Genomic DNA, 18,002 nt, shown 5'->3' with positions numbered 1-18,002 from the left:
CGGGGCCGCTCCGGCTACTTCTTGAGGGCGCGGATGATGCGCGCGAGGGCCTTGCCGGTCACCCACACGAAGGGGATGCCGACGGCGAGGACCGAGATAACGTTCGGCTGGAACCGCAGGCCGAGGTCGTCCTTGATGTACGCGCCGATCGGGATGACCGTGGCGCCTCCGCCTCCGCCGCCGCCCTCCTGGCCGTCCTCGGAGCCGCTGCCTCCGCCGAAACCGAACCAGCGGAGGGCGACGGGGACGAGCGAGACGCCGTCGACGGTGACGGGCTCTCCGTAGATCGTCGCGGTACCCGCGGTGGTGACGGTGTCGGCCAGGGAGACTGCGATGTTGGGCATGGTGCGACGGTACTCCGCGGCTCTCCGCGGCGACAAGCGGCCCGCCGGGGCGCACAGGACTCGTCCATGGACCTCCGGGGACCTGCTGCCATGATCGACGGATGTCCGCCCGCACCCGCCGCCGCCGCCCCGTGCGCTCGGCCGCGGTGGCGGTCGCGAGCCTCGTGCTCGCCGCCTTCCTCGCCTTCCACCGCGCGCTGCCCGATCCGATCGGCTGGCTGTCGGTCCTCGAGGTCGGGATCCCGTGGACCGGGCTGCTCGTCCTGCTCCTCATCGCGGCCGCGGCGGCCCTCCGGTCGCGCCGGACGGCGGCCGCGGTCACCGTGCTGGCGATGGTCTACGGCGTGCTGGTGCTGCCGGTCGCGCTTCCGGCGCCGGCCGTGCGCTCCGGCTCGTTCACCGTCGTCAGCCAGAACATCGAGACGAGCGGCGACGCCGGTGGGCTCGCCGCCTCGCTGGCCGCCCGCGGCCCCGACGTGATCGCGCTGCAGGAGCTCGACGGAGACGCCGTGGACGCGGTCGACGCCGAGCTGGCCGACGAGTACCCCTACTCGTCCGTCTCGAGCACCGTCGGCGTCTGGAGCCGGACCGAGCTGACCGACGAGGAGCCGCTCGACCTCGGTCTCGGCTGGGAGCGCGCGCTCGCCGTCGACGTCGACACGCCGGTCGGCAGCGCACGCCTGTTCGTGGTGCACCTCGCCTCGTTCCGGCCGGGCGACCACGAGGAGCGGGACACCATGCTCTCGAACCTCGCCACCGCTCTCCGAGACGACGAGTCGGAGCGGACACTGGTCATCGGCGACTTCAACACGCCGACGGACGACCACCTGTTCGCTCCGGTGCTGGCGGAGGCGGGCCTCGTCCGCACGGGCGGAGTCGGCTTCCCGGCGACCTGGCCGTCCCTGCTGCCGCTCGTCTCGCTCGACCACGCGCTCGCCGACGGCGTCACCGCCGCGACCGTCGCGGTCCTGCCGCCGAACGGCTCCGACCACCGCCCGATCAGTCTGACGATCGGTTCCGCGTAGCGAGCGTGTCGCTGAGGTCGATCCCCTTGGCCGACTCGGGAGCCGACCGGGACAGGAGCGAGGCGGGACGCACGGCTCCGGAGCCGAAGCGGGCGGCCACGCCGTCGACCGCGAGCTCCGCGTCGCGCCAGTCGTCGGAGTCGCTCCACAGGGAGAACGCGACGTCGTCGCCCTCGACCAGCTGCTCGCCGCGCACGCCGATCAGCCGCACGGGCCGCCGCATCGGGTTGGCCGCCTCGAGGAGCGCGGAGGAGGCCTCGTAGAGGACCCGGGCCACGTCCGTCGCCTCGACGAGCGTGCGGGAGCGGGTGAGGGTGCTGAAGTCGCCGAAGCGCACCTTCACCGCGACGGTGCGACAGCGCACTCCCGAGCGGCGCATCCGCACGGCGACCTTGTCGCAGAGCCGCAGCAGCTCACGACGGACGAGCTCGGGGTCGGCCACGTCGTCGGCGAACGTGATCTCGTGTCCGGCGCTCTTCTCGATCTGGCGGGTGTCGACCGGCCGCGGATCCACCCCGTTCGCCAGGGCGTGCAGGCGCCTCCCGGTCGCCTCGCCGAGGGCGGACACCAGCGACGGCAGCGGGGTGGTCGCGACGTCGGCGACGGTGCGCAGACCGCGGCGCAGAAGCGCCTCCTCCGTGCTCGCGCCGACTCCCCACAGCGCGCTCACGGGCAGCGGATCGAGGAACTCGCGGACGCCGTCGGCGGGGACGACCAGCAGACCGTCGGGCTTGGAGCGGCCGGAGGCGAGCTTGGCGACGAACTTGGTGCTGGCGATCCCGACCGAGCAGGTCAGCCCGAGCTCGGCGTGCACCCGGCGGCGGATCTCGGTGCCGATCGCGAACGGCGAGCCCGAGATGCGGCGGGCACCCGCGACGTCGAGGAACGCCTCGTCGATGCTCAGACGCTCGACCAGCGGCGTGAAGGAGTCGAAGATCGCCATGACGCGGCGAGAGGCCTCGCGGTAGCGCTCCATGTGCGGCTCGAGGACCACGGCCTGCGGGCAGCGGCGGAGGGCGACCGCCATGGGCATCGCCGAGTTGACGCCGTAGCGGCGCGCCTCGTACGTCGCCGCTGTGACGACGGAGCGCGCTCCGTGATGGCCCACGATGACCGGCCTCCCGCGCAGATCCGGCCGGTCGAGCAGCTCGACGGAGGCGAAGAACGCGTCCATGTCGATGTGCATGATGCTCGCGCGCGGGTCGTCGAAGGGCTCGGTCGTGACCTGCCGCCCCGTGCCGTCCTGCTTGCTCACGCGGTGCCGTCCTGCTCGCTCACGCCGTGCCGTCCTGCCTGCTCACGCCGCTCCGTCCTGCTCGCCCACGCCCTGGGACATGCTCGCACGCACCACCGACATCGGCCGCTCGACCGCTGCGCGCGGGCCGGCCGGGAATGAGCGCCGACCACTCGCGGTTGACCCGAGCACCACGACGCTCCGGAGAGACCATGACGCACGAGCAGCCCGACTCCCCCACCGCCACCGAGACCGGCCCCGGCGCCGAGATGAGCCGCTGGCTCGATCTGCAGGACCGCGCCCACCGCGTCTTCGAGCTCCGGCTGAGCGCCGTCGAGGACTGGTCGGCCCCCACGCCCGACACCGAGTGGGACACGCGCGCGCTCGTGCTGCACGTCGTCCGCGAGCAGCAGCGCGCGCACACGCTCCTCTCGGGCGGCGACGAGTCGGCGCTGCGACTCGAGTCCGTCGCCACCGATCTGAGGAGCGAGTGGCGCCGCGTGACCGACCGCCTGCGCGTCGCTGTCCGCACCGTCGACCCGGCGGCGACCGTGCAGCTGGGGCGCGACACCGTCAGCGCCGTCGAGCTGCTGCAGGAGCAGACGGCCGATGTGACCGTCCACGCCTGGGACCTCGCCCGCGCGACCGGCAGCGACGAGCGGCTGGACGAGGAGCTCGTCGCAGCGGTCTGGGAGCTCTTCGCACCCCAGGAGGAGACCCTGCGCGCGAGCGGCCTCTACGCCGCGCCCGTGCCGGTCGACGACGCCGCCTCCCTCCAGAGCCGCCTGCTCGCCATCACCGGACGCGACGACCGCCTCGCCGCCTGACGGCCCGGCGCCCGGACGCCGTCAAGGCCTGGGGGCGTCCAGGGACGCCGCGGCAGGATGGAGTGGACCACGAACACGGGGCGACCCGCCCCGACGAGGAGAGGAACGTCCATGACACGCATCGCCGTCATCGGAGCCCACGGCAAGGTGGGGCAGCAGATCCTGCACCTGCTCTACGACGCCGGCCACGAGTCGGTCGGAGTGATCCGCAACCCCGATCACGCCGAGGACATCGTCCGGCTGGGCGGCGAGCCGCTCGTGCACGACCTCGAGGACACGACGCCCGAGGCCTTCGCCGAGGCGCTGGGCCACGTCGACGGCATGGTCTTCACCGCCGGAGCCGGACCCGACTCGGGCCCGGAGCGCAAGCGCACCGTCGACCTGGGGGCGTCCGTCCTCAGCCAGAAGGCCGCCGCGATCGTCGGGGTCCAGCACTTCGTGCAGGTCAGCGCGATCGGTGTGGACGAGCCGCTCCCCGTGGACACGGAGGAGGGCTGGAAGGCCTACGTCGAGGCCAAGCGCGACGCCGACGCGGCACTGCGCGACTCCGGCCTCGACTACACGATCCTCCGCCCGGGCGGGCTGACGGACGACGAGGGCACCGGCACGATCACGCTCGGCACCTCCGTCGAGAAGGGGAGCATCCCCCGAGCGGACGTCGCCGCCACGGTGATCGCCGCCCTGGCGCAGCCGACCTCCATCGCGAAGACGTGGGAGATCGTCTCCGGTCCCACCCCGATCGAGGACGCGGTGGCTCAGGGAGCCTGAGCCCCGGCACCTCCTCCTAGAGTGGGGCGGGTGAGCACCCACCCGCCCCGCCCCTGGATCCGCAGCTACGCGCCCGGCGTGCCGACGGAGCTCGAGCTCCCGACCGGCTCGCTCGTCGACATCGTCACCGAGTCGGCCGAGCGGTATCCCCACCAGGTCGCGCTCGAGTTCTTCGGCCGTTCGACCAGCTACTCCCAGCTCGCCGACGAGGTGGAGCGGGCCGCCGAGGGCCTCCGCCGCCTGGGCGTCCGCGCGGGCGATCCTGTCGCCCTCGTCCTCCCGAACTGCCCGCAGCACGTCGTCGCCTTCTACGCCGTCCTCCGGCTCGGCGCCGTGGTGGTCGAGCACAACCCGCTCTACACCCCGCGCGAGCTGCGCCACCAGTTCGAGGACCACGGCGCTCGTGTCGCGATCGCCTGGAACCGCGTCGTGCCGACGGTGCAGGACCTCCCGGCCGATCTCGGCGTCGAGACCGTCGTCGCCGTCGACCTCACCCGCGCGATGCCCGCCTCGATGCGCGCAGCCCTCCGCCTGCCGCTGAAGAAGGCCCGGGAGTCGCGCGCCGCGCTGACCGGGCCGGTCCGCGGCGCGATCGACTGGGAGACGCTGCTGAGGCGGCGGATCGACCCGGCGCACCCGCGCCCGGTCGCGGAGGACCTCGCGGTCATTCAGTACACGAGCGGCACGACCGGCACGCCCAAGGGCGCCGAGCTGACCCACGCGAACCTGACGGCGAACGCCGCCCAGTCGCGCGCCTGGGTGCCGACGGTCCGCCGCGGCGACTGCGTGGTCTACGCAGTGCTCCCCATGTTCCACGCCTACGGGCTGACGCTCTGCCTCACCTTCGCGATGAGCATGGGCGCGCGCCTGGTGCTGTTCCCGAAGTTCGACCCGGAGCTGGTGCTGAAGGTCGTCAAGAAGCACCCCGCCACCTTCCTCCCGGCCGTTCCGCCGATCGCGGAGCGCCTGGCGCGCAGCGCGCAGCAGCGGGGCGTCTCCCTGCGCGGCATCGAGATCGCCATCTCCGGCGCGATGCCGCTCGACCCGGCGCTGGTCGAGTCGTTCGAGGCGCTGACCGGAGGCACGCTCGTCGAGGGCTACGGCCTCTCGGAGACCTCTCCGGTCCTGATGGCCAACCCGGTCGGTCCGACGCGACGCGCCGGGACGGTCGGGCTCCCGCTGCCCGGCACGGACGTGCGGATCGTCGACCCCGAGGATCCCGACACGGAGGTGGCGACCGGCGACCAGGGCGAGCTGGTCGTGCGCGGTCCGCAGGTGTTCCGGGGCTACCACCGCAAGCCCGACGAGACGGCGGCGACCTTCACCGGCGACGGCTGGTTCCGCACCGGCGACATCGCGACGATCGACGAGGACGGCTTCGTGCGCATCGTCGACCGGATCAAGGAGCTCGTGATCACCGGCGGCTTCAACGTCTCGCCGTCCGAGGTGGAGGAGGTGCTGCTCCGCCTGCCCGAGATCAAGGAGGTGGCGGTGGTCGGCCTGCCCGATCCGCGCAGCGGCGAGTCCGTGGCGGCGGCGGTCGTCCTGGAGCCGGGCGCGCAGCTCGACGTCGCAGCCGCCCGCAAGGCCGTCCGGGATGCGCTGACCCCCTACAAGGTGCCCAAGCGGATCACCGTCGTCGACGAGCTGCCGCGGAGCATGATCGGCAAGGTCCTCCGCCGCCAGGTGAAGGCGATGCTGACCGACGAGGACTAGCCCGGAACGAGCGAGGGCCCCCGACCACTGTCCGTGATCGGGGGCCCTCTGCAACGAGGCTAGAAGCCGAAGTCGCCGCCTCCGAAGTCGCCGCCCCCGCCGAAGTCGCCTCCGCCACCGAAGTCGCCGCTGCCGGAGTCGCCCCAGCCGCCGCCGTCTCCGGCGTCCGCACCGGAGGCGTCCGCACCTCCCGCATCCGCTCCGCCGTCGGCCGAGGCGTCTCCCCCGCCGTCACCGCCGGCGTAGTCGCCTCCCGCGTCGGGGAGGAACGCGCCCGCGATGGCCGAGCCGATCGCGAACCCGGCGATCGTGCCGAGCATCGAGGAGGCGAGGACGCCGCCGAAGCCCATGCCTCCGCCGCCGGAGAAGCGCCGCTCCATGAATCCGGGCTGGCGCAGCTCGCTCCTCGTGGCGGACTGGGCGAGCGTGCGGGGATCGTCGTCCTTCGGCGCGTCGCCGACAGGGGCCCCCTCGCTGAGCTCTCGGAAGACCTGCTGGCGCTGCTCCGGGGTCAGCTGCTCGAAGGCCTCGCGGTGCACCTGCTCGATCGCCTCGGGCGGCGCGGTGCGGAGGAGATAGCGGTAGCGCTCGATGGCACGCTCATCGTCGGTGCGCGGATACGTCGCCGGAGGGGAGCCGTACTCGGGCCTGCGGTCCGCGGCCTGCGGCGGCGCGTACGTCGAGCGGCGTGCGCTCTCGGGCTGCTCGTCGCGGCCCAGCAGTCGGTCCAGGAATCCCATGATCTCCTCCTCGGCGCCCGACGGACGCACACCGCCACCGTAGGCCCCTCGTCGCTCCGAGTGCTGAGCGTTCTCTCAGAGGCTGCTCGGAGCGGGGGCCTCGGTCACTTCTGCTTCGGGATGACCACCCACATCACGAGGTAGGCGATGATCTGCGGCCCCGGGAGGAGGCACGAGAGCACGAACAGGAGACGCACCACGAAGGGGCTCCAGCCGAATCGGCGGGCGAGACCGGCACAGACGCCGGCGATGATCCTGCCCCGACGGGGGCGCACGAGAGTAGCCATGACTCCACTCTGGCGCAGGGCGCCTGAGCGGGGCATCCGGGAAACCCCCTAGTCCTGCACGGGAGTCCCGTCGAGCTCCTCGGGCCGGAACGCTCCGACCGAGCGGGCGAAGGCGGCCGCGCGCTCGGCGTCGGCCTCCGGCCAGACCACGTGGAAGCGCTCGAAGACCACGTCGCCGAGGCCGCCCGGTGAGACGCGGGCGAAGTAGCGGCGGTGGCCGTCGAGCCAGGAGGCGCGCGTGCGGTCCCCCTCGCCCTCGGCCCAGGCGAACGCGTCGTCGACGGAGTCGAGCGGACCGGTCCGCACCTCGTCCGTCACGAGGACGACACGCGCCGCTCCCGCGCCGTCGCAGACGATCCAGTGGTCGCCCGCGACGGGCGCCCCCTCCTCGGCGAGGGACGCCGTGGCCGTCTTCACTCCGCGCCGCACGAGGCCCAGCAGCTCGTCCGCCATCGCCGTGCTGTCGCCGAACGACTCGACCGGCGGGAGCGCTTCGTCGACTCCCGGATGCGTGGAGCGGTACTCCGCCCAGAGGAGCGCCGCCGAGGCGGCGTCGGCGTCGGGGAGGGCTGTGCGCTCCGGCGCGACGGGCACGAGCGCCACGATGTTCGCCCCGGCCAGGGAGGCGGGATCGTCGGGGTGGTTGTCGGGCGTGGTGATTGTGTCGAAGGGCCAGTGCTGCTGGAGCCAGCGGCGCGCGTAGGCGTCGAGCTCCTCCTCGAGCCGCGAGCCCCGGACGGCGGGGACGACCCACCAGGAGCCCTCGGCGGAGTCGCCGCCGCCGGGCCGGACGCTCAGAGCGCCCAGCGCCTCGGTGCGGTCCGGGCCGACGAGCAGGAACGCGTGCGCTCTGCCCGCACGCGACTCCTCCTCGAGGCGCAGGAGACCGCGTACGTCGTCGCCGAGGGACGCCGACGGCAGGGCGGCCGGATCGTCCCCGCGGAGGAGAGCCGCGAGCCACGGTCGCTGCTCGCCGATCACCGCGTGCAGGAGGTCCGCATCGCTCGAGACGAGAGGACGCAGGAGGGCGCCTGCCGGCAGCTCGAGCCGCGCGGGAAGGGGCGCGTCGCCGGTTCCACCGCTCATGACCGCACCTCCCCGCGCACCGGCTCAGCCGGCCGCGCGCTCCAGGACGAGCTCGCGGACGCGGGCGGCGTCGGCCTGCCCCTTCATGGCCTTCATCACGGCACCGATCACGGCACCGGCAGCCTGCACCTTGCCGTCGCGGATCTTCGCGAGCACGTCGGGCTGCGAGGCCAGTGCCGCGTCGATCGCCTCGATGAGCGCTCCGTCGTCCGAGACGACCGCGAGTCCACGGGCGTCGACGACCTCCTGCGGGGTGCCCTCCCCGGCGATGACGCCCTGGAGGACCTCGCGGGCGAGGCGGTCGGTCAGCGTGCCGCTCTCGATCAGACCGGCGAGCTCGGCGACCTGCGCCGGAGTGACCAGGGAGGCCGGGTCCTCGCCCGCCGCGTTCGCGAGGCGCGCGATCTCCCCGGTCCACCACTTGCGGGCCGCCTGCGGAGCGGCTCCCGCGGAGACGGTCTCGGTGATCTCGACCAGCAGGCCGCTGTTGGCGACGTCCTGGAACTCGAGGTCGGTGAAGCCCCACTCCTGCTTGAGGCGGCGACGGCGGTCGGCGGGCTTCTCGGGGAGCGCGGCGCGCAGCTCCTCGATCAGCTCGGGGCTCGGCTTGACCGGGAGCAGGTCGGGCTCCGGGAAGTAGCGGTAGTCGTCGGCGTCGCTCTTGGGCCGGCCCGCGGAGGTGCGGCCGGTGTCCTCGTGCCAGTGGCGCGTCTCCTGCGTGATCGTGCCGCCCGCGGCGAGGATCGCCGCCTGGCGCTGGATCTCGTAGCGGACGGCGCGCTCGACCGAGCGGAGCGAGTTGACGTTCTTGGTCTCGGTGCGGGTTCCGAGCTTCTCCTGGCCGATCGGGCGGAGCGAGACGTTCGCGTCGCAGCGCAGGTTGCCGCGCTCCATCTTGGCGTCCGAGATGCCGAGCGCCAGCACGATGTCGCGGATCGTCGCGACGTAGGCCTTCGCGTACTCGGGCGCGCTCTTCCCCGCGCCGTAGATGGGCTTCGTGACGATCTCCACGAGCGGGACCCCCGCGCGGTTGTAGTCCACGAGCGAGTACTCGGCGCCCTGGATGCGGCCGGTGGCGCCGCCGACGTGCGTGAGCTTGCCGGCGTCCTCCTCCATGTGCGCGCGCTCGATCGGGATCTGCACGAGCGAGCCGTCGGCCAGCTCGATCTCGACCGAGCCCTCGAAGGCGATCGGCTCGTCGAACTGCGAGATCTGGTAGTTCTTCGCCAGGTCCGGATAGAAGTAGTTCTTGCGCGCGAAGCGGCTGGACGGGGCGATCGAGCAGCCCAGGGCGAGGCCGAGGCTGATCGAGTAGCGGACGGCCTGCTCGTTCACGACCGGCAGCGAGCCCGGGAGGCCGAGGTCGACCGGGGTCACGTTCGTGTTGGGCTCGGACCCGAACTCGTTCGGCGCGTCCGAGAACATCTTGGTCTTCGTGTTGAGCTCGACGTGCACCTCGAAGCCGAGCACCGGCTCGAAGGTCTCGAAGACCTCGTCGTAGTCCATCAGCTCGGGAGCGGACGTGTGCGCGGAGGCCATCAGACGGCACCTTCCTCGGTCGCGGAGAGCACGGAGTGGGTCAGGTCGGGGGCCTGCGCGAGGAGCGGGCGGCCCCACTTCTCCTCGAGCAGAGCCTCGAGCGCGGCGCCCACGGTGTAGAGGCGCACGTCCTCCCGGGCGGGAGCGAGGAACTGGATGCCGACGGGCAGCCCGTCCTCGTCGGCGAGGCCGGCGGGGACGGAGATGCCGGGGATGCCGGCCAGGTTCGCCGGGATGGTCGCGACGTCGCCGCGGTACATCGCCAGCGGGTCGTCGAGCTTCTCGCCGAGGCGGTAGGCGGTCGTCGGTGCCGTCGGCGAGGCGATCACGTCGACGTCCGCGAAGGCCGCGTCGAAGTCCCGCTGCACCAGGGTCCGGACCTTCTGCGCGCTGCCGTAGTAGGCGTCGTAGTAGCCGGCCGAAAGGGCGTAGGTGCCGAGGATGATCCGGCGCTTGACCTCGGGGCCGAAGCCCTGCTCGCGGGTCGCGGACATGACCTGCTCGACCGTGCCGCCGCCCTCCGGCGTGACGCGGAGGCCGAACCGGACCGAGTCGAACTTGGCGAGGTTGCTGGAGGCCTCCGCGGGGAGGATCAGGTAGTAGGCGGCGACCGCGTGCTCGACGCTCGGGAGGCTCACCTCGACGACCTCGGCTCCGGCGCCCTGCAGGATCTCGAGCGCCTCGTGGAAGCGCGCCAGCACGCCGGGCTGGAAGCCCTCGCCGCCGTCGAGCTCCTTGACCACGCCGATCCGGAGGCCCGTCACGTCGGCGCGGCGCACCGCGTCGGCGAAGGAGGGCCAGGAGTCGCGCAGCGACGTCGAGTCGCGCGGGTCGTGGCCCGCGATGACGTCGTGCAGCAGCGCGGAGTCGAGGACCGTCCGGGAGACGGGGCCGATCTGGTCGAGGCTCGAGGCGAGCGCGATCGCTCCGTAGCGGGACACGCCGCCGTAGGTCGGCTTCACGCCGACGGTGCCGGTCACGTGCGCGGGCTGACGGATCGATCCCCCGGTGTCGGAGCCGAGGGCCAGGGGCGCCTCGTAGCTCGCGACGGCCGCGGCGGACCCGCCGCCGGAGCCGCCGGGGATGCGGTCGAGGTCCCACGGGTTGTGGGTGGGGCCGTAGGCGCTGCGCTCGGTGGTCGAGCCCATCGCGAACTCGTCCATGTTGGTCTTGCCGATCGGGACCAGCCCGGCCTCGCGGACCTTGCGCATGACGGTCGCGTCGTAGGGCGGGCGCCAGCCCTCGAGGATGCGGGAGCCGCTCGTGGTCGGCATGTCGTTCGTGACGATGACGTCCTTGACCGCGAGAGGCACTCCGGCGAGGGGGTGCAGCGACTCGCCGTCGGCGCGCCGGCGGTCGATCGCCTCGGCGGACGCGACCGCGCCCTCGCGCGCGACGTGGAGGAAGGCGTGGACCGCTCCGTCGACCGCGTCGATGCGCTCGAGGTGGGCGCGGGTGGCCTCGACCGAGGAGACCGAGCCGTCGGCCAGCTTCTCGGAGAGGGCGGACGCGCTGAGGCGGACGAGCTCGTCGCCGTGCGCACTCACTGCTCCTCCCCCAGGATCGCGGAGACCTGGAAGCGGCTGCCGTCGTGCTCGGGCGCGCCGGAGAGCGCCTGCTCGAGCGTGAGGGTCTCGCCGACCACGTCGGGTCGGAAGACGTTCTCGAGCGGGATCGGGTGGCTGGTCGCCGGCACCTCGGGCGTGGCGACGGCCTGGACCGCGCGCACGGAGTCGACGATCTGGCCGAGCTCCCTGGTGAGGCTCCCGATCTCGTCGGAAGTGAGGTCGATCCTGGCCAGCTGGGCCAGATGGGCGACCGTGTCGGCCGTGATCTCGGACATGCGTCTCCGTCTGGTGGTTCGGGGGGATTTCCGGCCGCCAGTCTACTCGGCGCGCCCGCACCGCCTCCGCCCGTGCCGCCCGCCCGTCAGGAGCCGCCGAAGAGGCTGGCGCCGTGCTTCAGGAGTGCGTTGTACGCGCCCTCGTAGGTGGTCGGCAGGTCCTCGCCGGGCTCGCCGTACCGGGCCAGCAGCAGGCCCATCAGGCCGACGGCGGGCGGGCTCAGCGGCTTGTCGCGGTTCACGTGCGCCGGATGCGCCGGTGCCGCCTCGGGGTTCGGCGGCAGGTACTGCGGCACCGTGGTCGGCCAGTCGCCGATCTGCCGCGGCTCGTCGAGGGTCAGCACCCCGAAGAGGTCCGGGGCGGAGGCGTCGCGAGCGGTCAGCGGCTCGAGGCCGTGCAGGGCGCTGAGGGTCCGGATCACGGCGCCGTGGTGCAGCTCGTCGTGCACGATCGTGCCGGCCCTCGTGTACGCCGAGACCGCAATCGCCGGCACGCGGCAGCCGAGCCGGTCGAAGGCGAAGCCCATCTCGCCCTCGCGGCCGTCGCCCGGCGGAGTCGCCGACGGCGGGGGGACGTGGTCGTAGAGGCCGCCGTGCTCGTCGAAGGTCGCCAGCAGGAGCGTGTTCACCGCGTTCGAGCCGGTCGTGCTCGCGCTCTCCCGGATCGCCGAGTACACCTGGTGCAGCAGCAGCTCGCCGGCGCGGACGTCGGACAGCGCGCTGTCGTAGACGGGCGTGCCGTCGACCTCGTCCTCGTGCAGGACCCCGGTCGGCGGGTGCATGTCGTTGTGGTCGAAGACGAGCCGCGGCTCGAGGAAGGCGTAGTCGGGCAGCTCGCCGTTCTCCACGTCGGCGTAGAAGCGGTCCATCGTCGAGAAGTGGGTCTTCCAGTACTTCTCGAGCACCGGCGCGTGCAGGAAGCCGGTGTAGGAGACCACCTGCAGCGCGTCGAAGTAGACGCGCCAGGTCCTCCCCGCCTCCTCGAGGCGGTTGAACACCGTCGGCGCGTCGGCCAGGTCGTCCGCGAGCCACTTCTCGTAGCCGCCGCCCTGCTTGTTGGTGACGAAGCCGTGCGAGGTCGACGCGTGCAGGAAGGACCTGTTGCAGAAGGTCTGGGAGGGGACGGCGCAGAACCACTGGTCGAAGACGGCGAACTCGCGGGCGAGGGTGGAGAAGACGGGCAGCATCTCCGGCGAGAAGCCGCCCATGATCGTCCGCGCCTCCTCCGCCGTGGGCTCCTGCCCCTTCTTCATCACCCTCAGGTGCTGGACGTAGTCCTCGAGGAAGCCGCTCATCGTCGGGGCGGAGGCGTCGGCAGGCGCGTTGAAGGGCGTGGTCATGGCGCCGACGGTGCGGCCGGCGTTCTCGGGCGGATCCACCGTGCCGAAGAGCTGGGTGTTGACGTGCGGGTACTCCTCGCCCGGGTCCGGGTCGGGCTGGCGCATCACGGAGTCGGTGGCGCCCTCGTAGACGTGCGTGCCGACGGTCAGTCCCCCGGCGCTGGTGTTGGTCCGCTCCTCGGGGAGGAGGCCCTCGAAGCTCTCGCCCGCGGGCAGGTCGTCCGGTCCGTAGAGGCGGCCGAGGACGTTGTCGAAGGAGCGGTTCTCGAACATGATCACGACGACGTGGTCGAATCCCGGCTCCGTGCGGGCGGGCAGTCGCGGCTCCTCCTCGCGGCGGGGGCCGGAGGCGACGGCCGCGCCGATCGCGCCGCCGGCGAGGGCTCCGGCTCCGACTCCGGCGGCGGCGGTGCCGGCCAGGAAGCGGCGGCGCGAGCGAGAGCGGGGAGCTCCGTCGTCGTGCTCCGAGGGAGTCCGCTCGCTGGTCATCTCCGCCGCCTCTCCTGCGCCGCCTGCGCCTGCTCGGAGTGTAGCGACGCGCCCGGGACGGCGGCTCGAACGCGGGCGAGCAGTCCGGCCTCCGGCTCGGGGTCGACGTGCGCGCGGCGGGCCGCGTCGCGGAGGCGCCGCCCGACCGGCGCGGGCGGCGCGAACGCCGGCGCCGTGCGGGGCCAGCGCGCGAGGGGGCGGTCGGGACCGCTGAGGAGTGCGGCCAGCTCTCGGACCTGCGGATCGACGAGCGCTCGGCGCACGCCCGCCCGGGCGCGGACGAGCTGCGCGGGAGTCTCCGGACCGAGCGGCACGCCGATCCGTGCACCCGAGGGGACGGCCGAGGCGAGCACGAGCGCCGGCACCGTGCCGGGCCGCCCTGCGCTCCCCCGCGCGGTGACGAGGAGCAGCATCCGCCGCCCCGCCCGCTCCCCGTCGCGGACGGCGTCGAACACGACGTGCAGCAGCTGCTCCGCGAGGCGCGCATCAGCGGATCGATCGGTGCCGGCGGCTGCGGCGTCGGCGAAGTCGGCCGGATCGACGAGGGACCGCGGCTCGACCAGGACGAGCGGAGGCAGGGAGCCGGCAGCGGCCTCGGCGGCCAGCGCGTCGACGGGAAGGAGGCGCCCGCCGCGGGAGCCGGCGGCGCCAGGATCGCGGTGGGGCCACTCCGGATCGGCGAGGAGCGTGGTCGAGACGCCCTGCCGCTCGTCGACCGCGAGAGCCCAGCCGGTGCCGGTCTCCCGGGCCGCGTGCAGGGCCGCCGGCAGCGGATCGCGGCCGTCGGCGCGCCAGTGGTCGGCCCGCGCGAAGGCCGTGGCGAGGAGCGCGTGCACCGGCAGCATCTCGGGGGCGAAGCGCGCGCCCGGAGGATCGTCCGGGCCGGGCGCGGTCATCACGGCGTCCGTATCACCGGTGAACACCGGGCCGTCCCGATCGTCGAGCGCGCCGAGGACCTGGTCGCGGCTGCGGCCGGCGAAGGAGAGCACGACCAGGTGGTCGATCCGGCCCAGCGCCTCGGCGGTCCGGCGCTCGGCGGCGGTGGGCCGAGCCGCGGCGTCGAGCGCGAGCGACGCTGCGTCGGCGAGGGACCGGCGCAGGAACGCACGCCGCTCCCCGCCGCCCGCGTCAGGCATCGGGCCCGGTCGGCTCCTCCGTGCTCGGGGCGGCCGCGTCCGGGACGGCGTCGGTCTCCGGCACGGCGTCGTCCTCCGGCGAGGCGTCGGAGCGCGATGCGCCGGCGACGTCCCCGTCCGGGCCGGCAGCGGCCTCCTCCGGAGCGTCGGCGGACGCCTCCTCCGGCAGCGCGATCGCGTCCGGTCCCTCCGTCACCAGGAGGTGGAACTCGGCCGCGGTGATGATCCGGAGCCCCAGGGCATCGGCCTTGCCGAGCTTGCTGCCGGCGCCGGGACCGGCGGCGACGTAGTCGGTCTTCTTGGAGACGCTCGAGCCGGCCTTGCCGCCGGCCGCGAGGATGGCCTCCTGCGCCCCCTCGCGGGAGTACCCCTCCAGGCTGCCGGTCGCCACGACCGTGAGACCCGCGAGCACCCCGCCGGCGGCGTCCGCGGCACCGGGACCGGGGTGGCCGGGCGTGGCGAAGCGCACTCCGGCCGCGGCCCAGCGGTCGACGATCTCGACGTGCCAGTCGACCTCGAACCAGGCGATCAGGGCGTCGGCGATGATCCCGCCCACCCCGTCGACCGCGGCGAGCTCGTCGCGGCTCGCCCCGCGGATCGCGTCGAGCGAGCCGAAGTAGCCCGCCAGCGCGCGCGCGGCGACCGGGCCGACGTGCCGGATGCTGAGCGAGACCAGCAGACGCCACAGCTCCTTGGTCTTCGCCCGCTCGATGTTCTCGATCAGCCGGAGGGCGTTGGTGGAGGGCACGGAGGCCGCGTCCCCCGCGAAGGCTCCCGCCTCCGGGTCGAAGGCGCCGTCCTTGGCGAGCTGCCGCTTGCGCTTGAAGGGCGTGACGACCTTCGGATCGCCCTTCGCGTCGAGCTTCTGCAGACCCGTCTCGGAGTCGCGGACGACGACCTCGATCGGGAAGAGATCGGCCACCGTGAGCTCGAACAGGCCGGCCTCGGTCCGCAGCGGCGGCTCGGCGGGCACCAGGGGCTGGGTCAGGGCGGCGGCGCTGACCTCGCCGAGCGCCTCGATGTCGAGCGCGCCGCGGCTGCCGATGTGCTCGACGCGTCCGCGGACCTGCGCGGGGCAGGACTCCGCGTTGGGGCAGCGCAGGTCGACGTCGCCCTCCTTGGCCGGAGCGAGCGTGGTGCCGCACTCGGGGCACTGCGTCGGCATCACGAACTCGCGCTCGGAGCCGTCGCGGAGCTCCACCACCGGGCCGAGCACCTCGGGGATGACGTCCCCGGCCTTCCGCAGCACGACCGTGTCGCCGATGAGCACGCCCTTGGCCTTGACCACGTCGGCGTTGTGCAGCGTGGCCTGGCGCACCTCGGACCCCGCGACCTTCACCTTGGTCATCTGGGCGAACGGCGTCGCGCGGCCGGTGCGCCCGACGCTCACGACGATGTCGAGGAGCTTCGTGTGGACCTCCTCGGGCGGGTACTTGTAGGCGATCGCCCAGCGCGGCGCCCGGCTGGTGGCGCCGAGCTCGTCGTGCAGCTCGAGCTCGTCCACCTTCACGACCACGCCGTCGATCTCGTGCTCGACCGAGTGCCGCTCGCGGCCGTAGCGCCCGACGAAGGCGAGCACCTCCTCCACCGAGGCCGAGACGCGGTTGTGGCCGCTGACCGGCAGTCCCCAGGAGGAGAGGAGCCCGTAGACCTCGGACTGGGTCGCGACAGGCGGGTCCGGCCAGGCGCCGATGCCGTGCACGTAGAGCGCGAGGGAGCCGACGCGCGCCTCGCCGGCGCGCAGGTCGAGACCCGACTTCTTGTCGAGCTGCTGGCGGAGGCCGCCGCTCGCCGCGTTCCGCGGGTTGGCGAAGGTCGGGAAGCGCCGCAGTGCGCTCGTGCGCGCCTTCTCCTCCTCGAAGACGCCTCGGGTGGCGGGCGGGCGGGACGACCAGCGGGTCCGCGCCTCCTCGACCGCCTCGTCGCGCAGCGTCTCCTGGAGGGCGTTCAGCTCGGCGAAGGCGGCCACGGGGATGAAGACCTCGCCGCGGACCTCGACGAGTGCCGGGTGGCCCTCGCCGGAGAGGCGCTCGGGGATGCCCGCGACGCGGAGGGCGTTGACGGTGACGTCCTCGCCGGTGCGGCCGTCACCGCGGGTCGCCGCCGTGACGAGGCGGCCGTCCTCGTAGTGGAGTGAGATCGCGAGCCCGTCGATCTTGAGCTCCGTGAGCCAGGCGACGGGGCGGTCGGCCGAGGCCACCGTCTTCTCGCACCACTCGCGCAGCTCCTCGGCCGAGAACACGTTGTCGAGGGAGAGCATCCGCTCGGCGTGGTCGATCGGGGCGAGGCCCGCTCCGACGATCCCGCCGACGGTCCGCGTCGGCGAGTCCTCGGCGGCGAGCTCGGGGTGCTCGGCCTCGAGCGCGGCCAGCTCGCGCACCAGGGCGTCGTACTCGGCGTCGGACAGCGGCGAGGAGTCGGCCGCGTAGTAGTCGTCGCTCGCCGACCGGATCCGCGCCCGCAGCTCCTCGACGCGGGCGGCGGGCTCGACGGCGCTCACCGGAGCACCGCGGCGTCGGCCGCGACCGTGCGGTCGATCGTGCACTGGCCCAGCACGCGGGTGCCGAGGTAGACGACGGCCGTCTGGCCGGGGGCGACGCCGTCGAGCGGCGAGTCCGGAGTGATCACGAGCTCCACCCTGCCATCGACGTGCGACACCACCGCGGAGGCGGGGACCGGGTCGGCGTGGGCGCGGATCTGGACGTCGCAGCGGAAGGGCGCGTCCGCGTCCTCGGGAGCGGCGCCCGCCCAGGTGAACCGCTCGCCGGCGATCTCGCCGATGCGCAGCGCCTCGCGCGGACCGACCACGACCTCGTTGCTCACCGGCCGCACCTCCAGGACGAAGCGCGGCCGACCGTCGGGCGCGGGGACGCCGAGGTGCAGGCCCCGGCGCTGGCCCACCGTGTACCCGTGAGCGCCCTCGTGGGAGCCGACCACCGCGCCGTCCCGATCGACGACCGCTCCGGTCTCGGGGGCGACGCGCTCGGCGAGCCAGCCGCGGGTGTCGCCGTCGGGGATGAAGCAGATGTCGTAGCTGTCGGGCTTGCTCGCGACGCTGAGGCCCCGCTCCGCCGCCTCCGCGCGCACGATCGCCTTGGACGGCGTGGAGCCGAGCGGGAACATCGAGTGCCGCAGCTGCTGCTCCGTCAGCACGCCGAGGACGTAGGACTGGTCCTTCGCCTCGTCGCTCGCGCGGTGGAGCTCCGGGGAGCCGTCGGCAGCGGTGCGGAGGGAGGCGTAGTGGCCGGTGCAGACCGCGTCGAAGCCGAGGTCGAGAGCCTTCTCGAGCAGGGCGGCGAACTTGATCCGCTCGTTGCAGCGCATGCAGGGGTTCGGGGTGCGGCCCACCGAGTACTCGGCGACGAAGTCGTCGACGACGTCCAGCTTGAACCGTTCGGAGAAGTCCCACACGTAGTACGGGATGCCGAGGACGTTCGCGGCGCGCTGCGCGTCCATCGAGTCCTCGATCGTGCAGCACCCCCGGCTGCCGGTGCGCAGCGTGCCGGGCATCCTGCTCAGGGCGAGGTGCACGCCCACCACATCGTGCCCCGCCTCCACCGCGCGGGCCGCGGCCACCGCCGAGTCCACTCCACCGCTCATCGCCGCCAGAACCTTCACCGTGCGAGTC

At 73.6% G+C, this 18,002-nt stretch carries 16 protein-coding genes; 4 read left to right on the top strand and 12 right to left on the bottom strand.

The genetic code is table 11. The features are described from left to right. Nucleotides 1-14: 14 nt before the first annotated feature. Nucleotides 15-344, bottom strand: a complete 330-nt coding sequence (locus C5C37_RS06035) for a hypothetical protein (RefSeq protein ID WP_104223724.1) — start codon at nt 342-344, stop codon at nt 15-17. A gap of 101 nt (nt 345-445) precedes the next feature. Here C5C37_RS06035 and C5C37_RS06030 point away from each other — a divergent pair, with 101 nt between their 5' ends. Beyond that, the gene (locus C5C37_RS06030; protein ID WP_104250548.1) at nt 446-1,369 is read left to right on the top strand and encodes an endonuclease/exonuclease/phosphatase family protein; all 924 of its coding nucleotides are present in this window, start codon (nt 446-448) and stop codon (nt 1,367-1,369) included. Here the strand turns inward: C5C37_RS06030 and dinB are convergent. Next, nucleotides 1,344-2,624 (bottom strand): DNA polymerase IV, encoded by a 1,281-nt coding sequence (gene dinB / locus C5C37_RS06025; RefSeq protein WP_104226745.1) that lies wholly within the window; start codon nt 2,622-2,624, stop codon nt 1,344-1,346. The two genes, C5C37_RS06030 and dinB, sit on opposite strands and share 26 nt — an antisense overlap. Before the next feature lie 191 nt (nt 2,625-2,815). Here dinB and C5C37_RS06020 point away from each other — a divergent pair, with 191 nt between their 5' ends. The 3 genes from C5C37_RS06020 (at nt 2,816) to C5C37_RS06010 (ending at nt 5,914) form a co-directional block, all read left to right on the top strand. Beyond that, the gene (locus C5C37_RS06020) at nt 2,816-3,430 is read left to right on the top strand and encodes a TIGR03086 family metal-binding protein (protein WP_258074055.1); all 615 of its coding nucleotides are present in this window, start codon (nt 2,816-2,818) and stop codon (nt 3,428-3,430) included. A 111-nt stretch (nt 3,431-3,541) separates the two neighbouring features. Beyond that, complete coding sequence (locus C5C37_RS06015; protein WP_104338641.1) at nt 3,542-4,198, top strand: SDR family oxidoreductase; 657 nt, start codon at nt 3,542-3,544, stop codon at nt 4,196-4,198. A 30-nt stretch (nt 4,199-4,228) separates the two neighbouring features. After that, nucleotides 4,229-5,914, top strand: coding sequence for a long-chain-fatty-acid--CoA ligase (locus C5C37_RS06010; RefSeq protein ID WP_104338640.1), 1,686 nt, complete (start codon nt 4,229-4,231; stop codon nt 5,912-5,914). 59 nt (nt 5,915-5,973) lie between these two features. Here C5C37_RS06010 and C5C37_RS06005 read toward each other — a convergent pair whose 3' ends face one another. The 10 genes from C5C37_RS06005 to mnmA form a co-directional block, all read right to left on the bottom strand. Further along, nucleotides 5,974-6,654, bottom strand: coding sequence for a hypothetical protein (locus C5C37_RS06005; protein WP_104338667.1), 681 nt, complete (start codon nt 6,652-6,654; stop codon nt 5,974-5,976). A 104-nt stretch (nt 6,655-6,758) separates the two neighbouring features. Then, nucleotides 6,759-6,941, bottom strand: a complete 183-nt coding sequence (locus tag C5C37_RS06000; RefSeq protein ID WP_104223873.1) for a PspC domain-containing protein — start codon at nt 6,939-6,941, stop codon at nt 6,759-6,761. Nucleotides 6,942-6,989: 48 nt separating this feature from the next. Next, on the bottom strand, nt 6,990-8,027 hold the full coding sequence (locus C5C37_RS05995; protein ID WP_104338639.1) for an ASCH domain-containing protein: 1,038 nt from the start codon (nt 8,025-8,027) through the stop codon (nt 6,990-6,992). A 24-nt stretch (nt 8,028-8,051) separates the two neighbouring features. Further along, nucleotides 8,052-9,566, bottom strand: coding sequence for an Asp-tRNA(Asn)/Glu-tRNA(Gln) amidotransferase subunit GatB (gatB, locus tag C5C37_RS05990; protein WP_104247608.1), 1,515 nt, complete (start codon nt 9,564-9,566; stop codon nt 8,052-8,054). After that, nucleotides 9,566-11,113: an Asp-tRNA(Asn)/Glu-tRNA(Gln) amidotransferase subunit GatA gene (gene gatA, locus C5C37_RS05985; protein ID WP_104247609.1), complete on the bottom strand. Its 1,548-nt coding sequence runs from the start codon at nt 11,111-11,113 to the stop codon at nt 9,566-9,568. Before gatA ends, gatB begins: the two co-directional genes overlap by 1 nt. Further along, complete coding sequence (gene gatC, locus C5C37_RS05980; RefSeq protein ID WP_104226848.1) at nt 11,110-11,409, bottom strand: Asp-tRNA(Asn)/Glu-tRNA(Gln) amidotransferase subunit GatC; 300 nt, start codon at nt 11,407-11,409, stop codon at nt 11,110-11,112. The genes gatA and gatC overlap by 4 nt, the downstream gene beginning before the upstream one ends. A gap of 86 nt (nt 11,410-11,495) precedes the next feature. Next, nucleotides 11,496-13,238 carry an alkaline phosphatase family protein gene (locus tag C5C37_RS05975; RefSeq protein WP_104267263.1) on the bottom strand — a complete coding sequence of 581 codons (1,743 nt, stop codon included), beginning with the start codon at nt 13,236-13,238 and terminating at the stop codon, nt 11,496-11,498. Then, the gene (locus tag C5C37_RS05970; protein ID WP_104327706.1) at nt 13,235-14,374 is read right to left on the bottom strand and encodes a hypothetical protein; all 1,140 of its coding nucleotides are present in this window, start codon (nt 14,372-14,374) and stop codon (nt 13,235-13,237) included. The genes C5C37_RS05975 and C5C37_RS05970 overlap by 4 nt, the downstream gene beginning before the upstream one ends. Continuing rightward, nucleotides 14,367-16,874: an NAD-dependent DNA ligase LigA gene (gene ligA / locus C5C37_RS05965; RefSeq protein WP_104338638.1), complete on the bottom strand. Its 2,508-nt coding sequence runs from the start codon at nt 16,872-16,874 to the stop codon at nt 14,367-14,369. Before ligA ends, C5C37_RS05970 begins: the two co-directional genes overlap by 8 nt. Beyond that, nucleotides 16,871-17,992, bottom strand: a complete 1,122-nt coding sequence (mnmA, locus tag C5C37_RS05960; protein WP_181127379.1) for a tRNA 2-thiouridine(34) synthase MnmA — start codon at nt 17,990-17,992, stop codon at nt 16,871-16,873. The genes ligA and mnmA overlap by 4 nt, the downstream gene beginning before the upstream one ends. Nucleotides 17,993-18,002: the final 10 nt, after the last annotated feature.

Source organism: Rathayibacter sp. AY1F9 (assembly GCF_002932155.1).
Taxonomy (GTDB): Bacteria; Actinomycetota; Actinomycetes; order Actinomycetales; family Microbacteriaceae; genus Rathayibacter.
The sequence above is the reverse complement of the archived record's forward strand: the minus strand, read 5'-3'. Positions and strand labels throughout refer to the sequence as shown.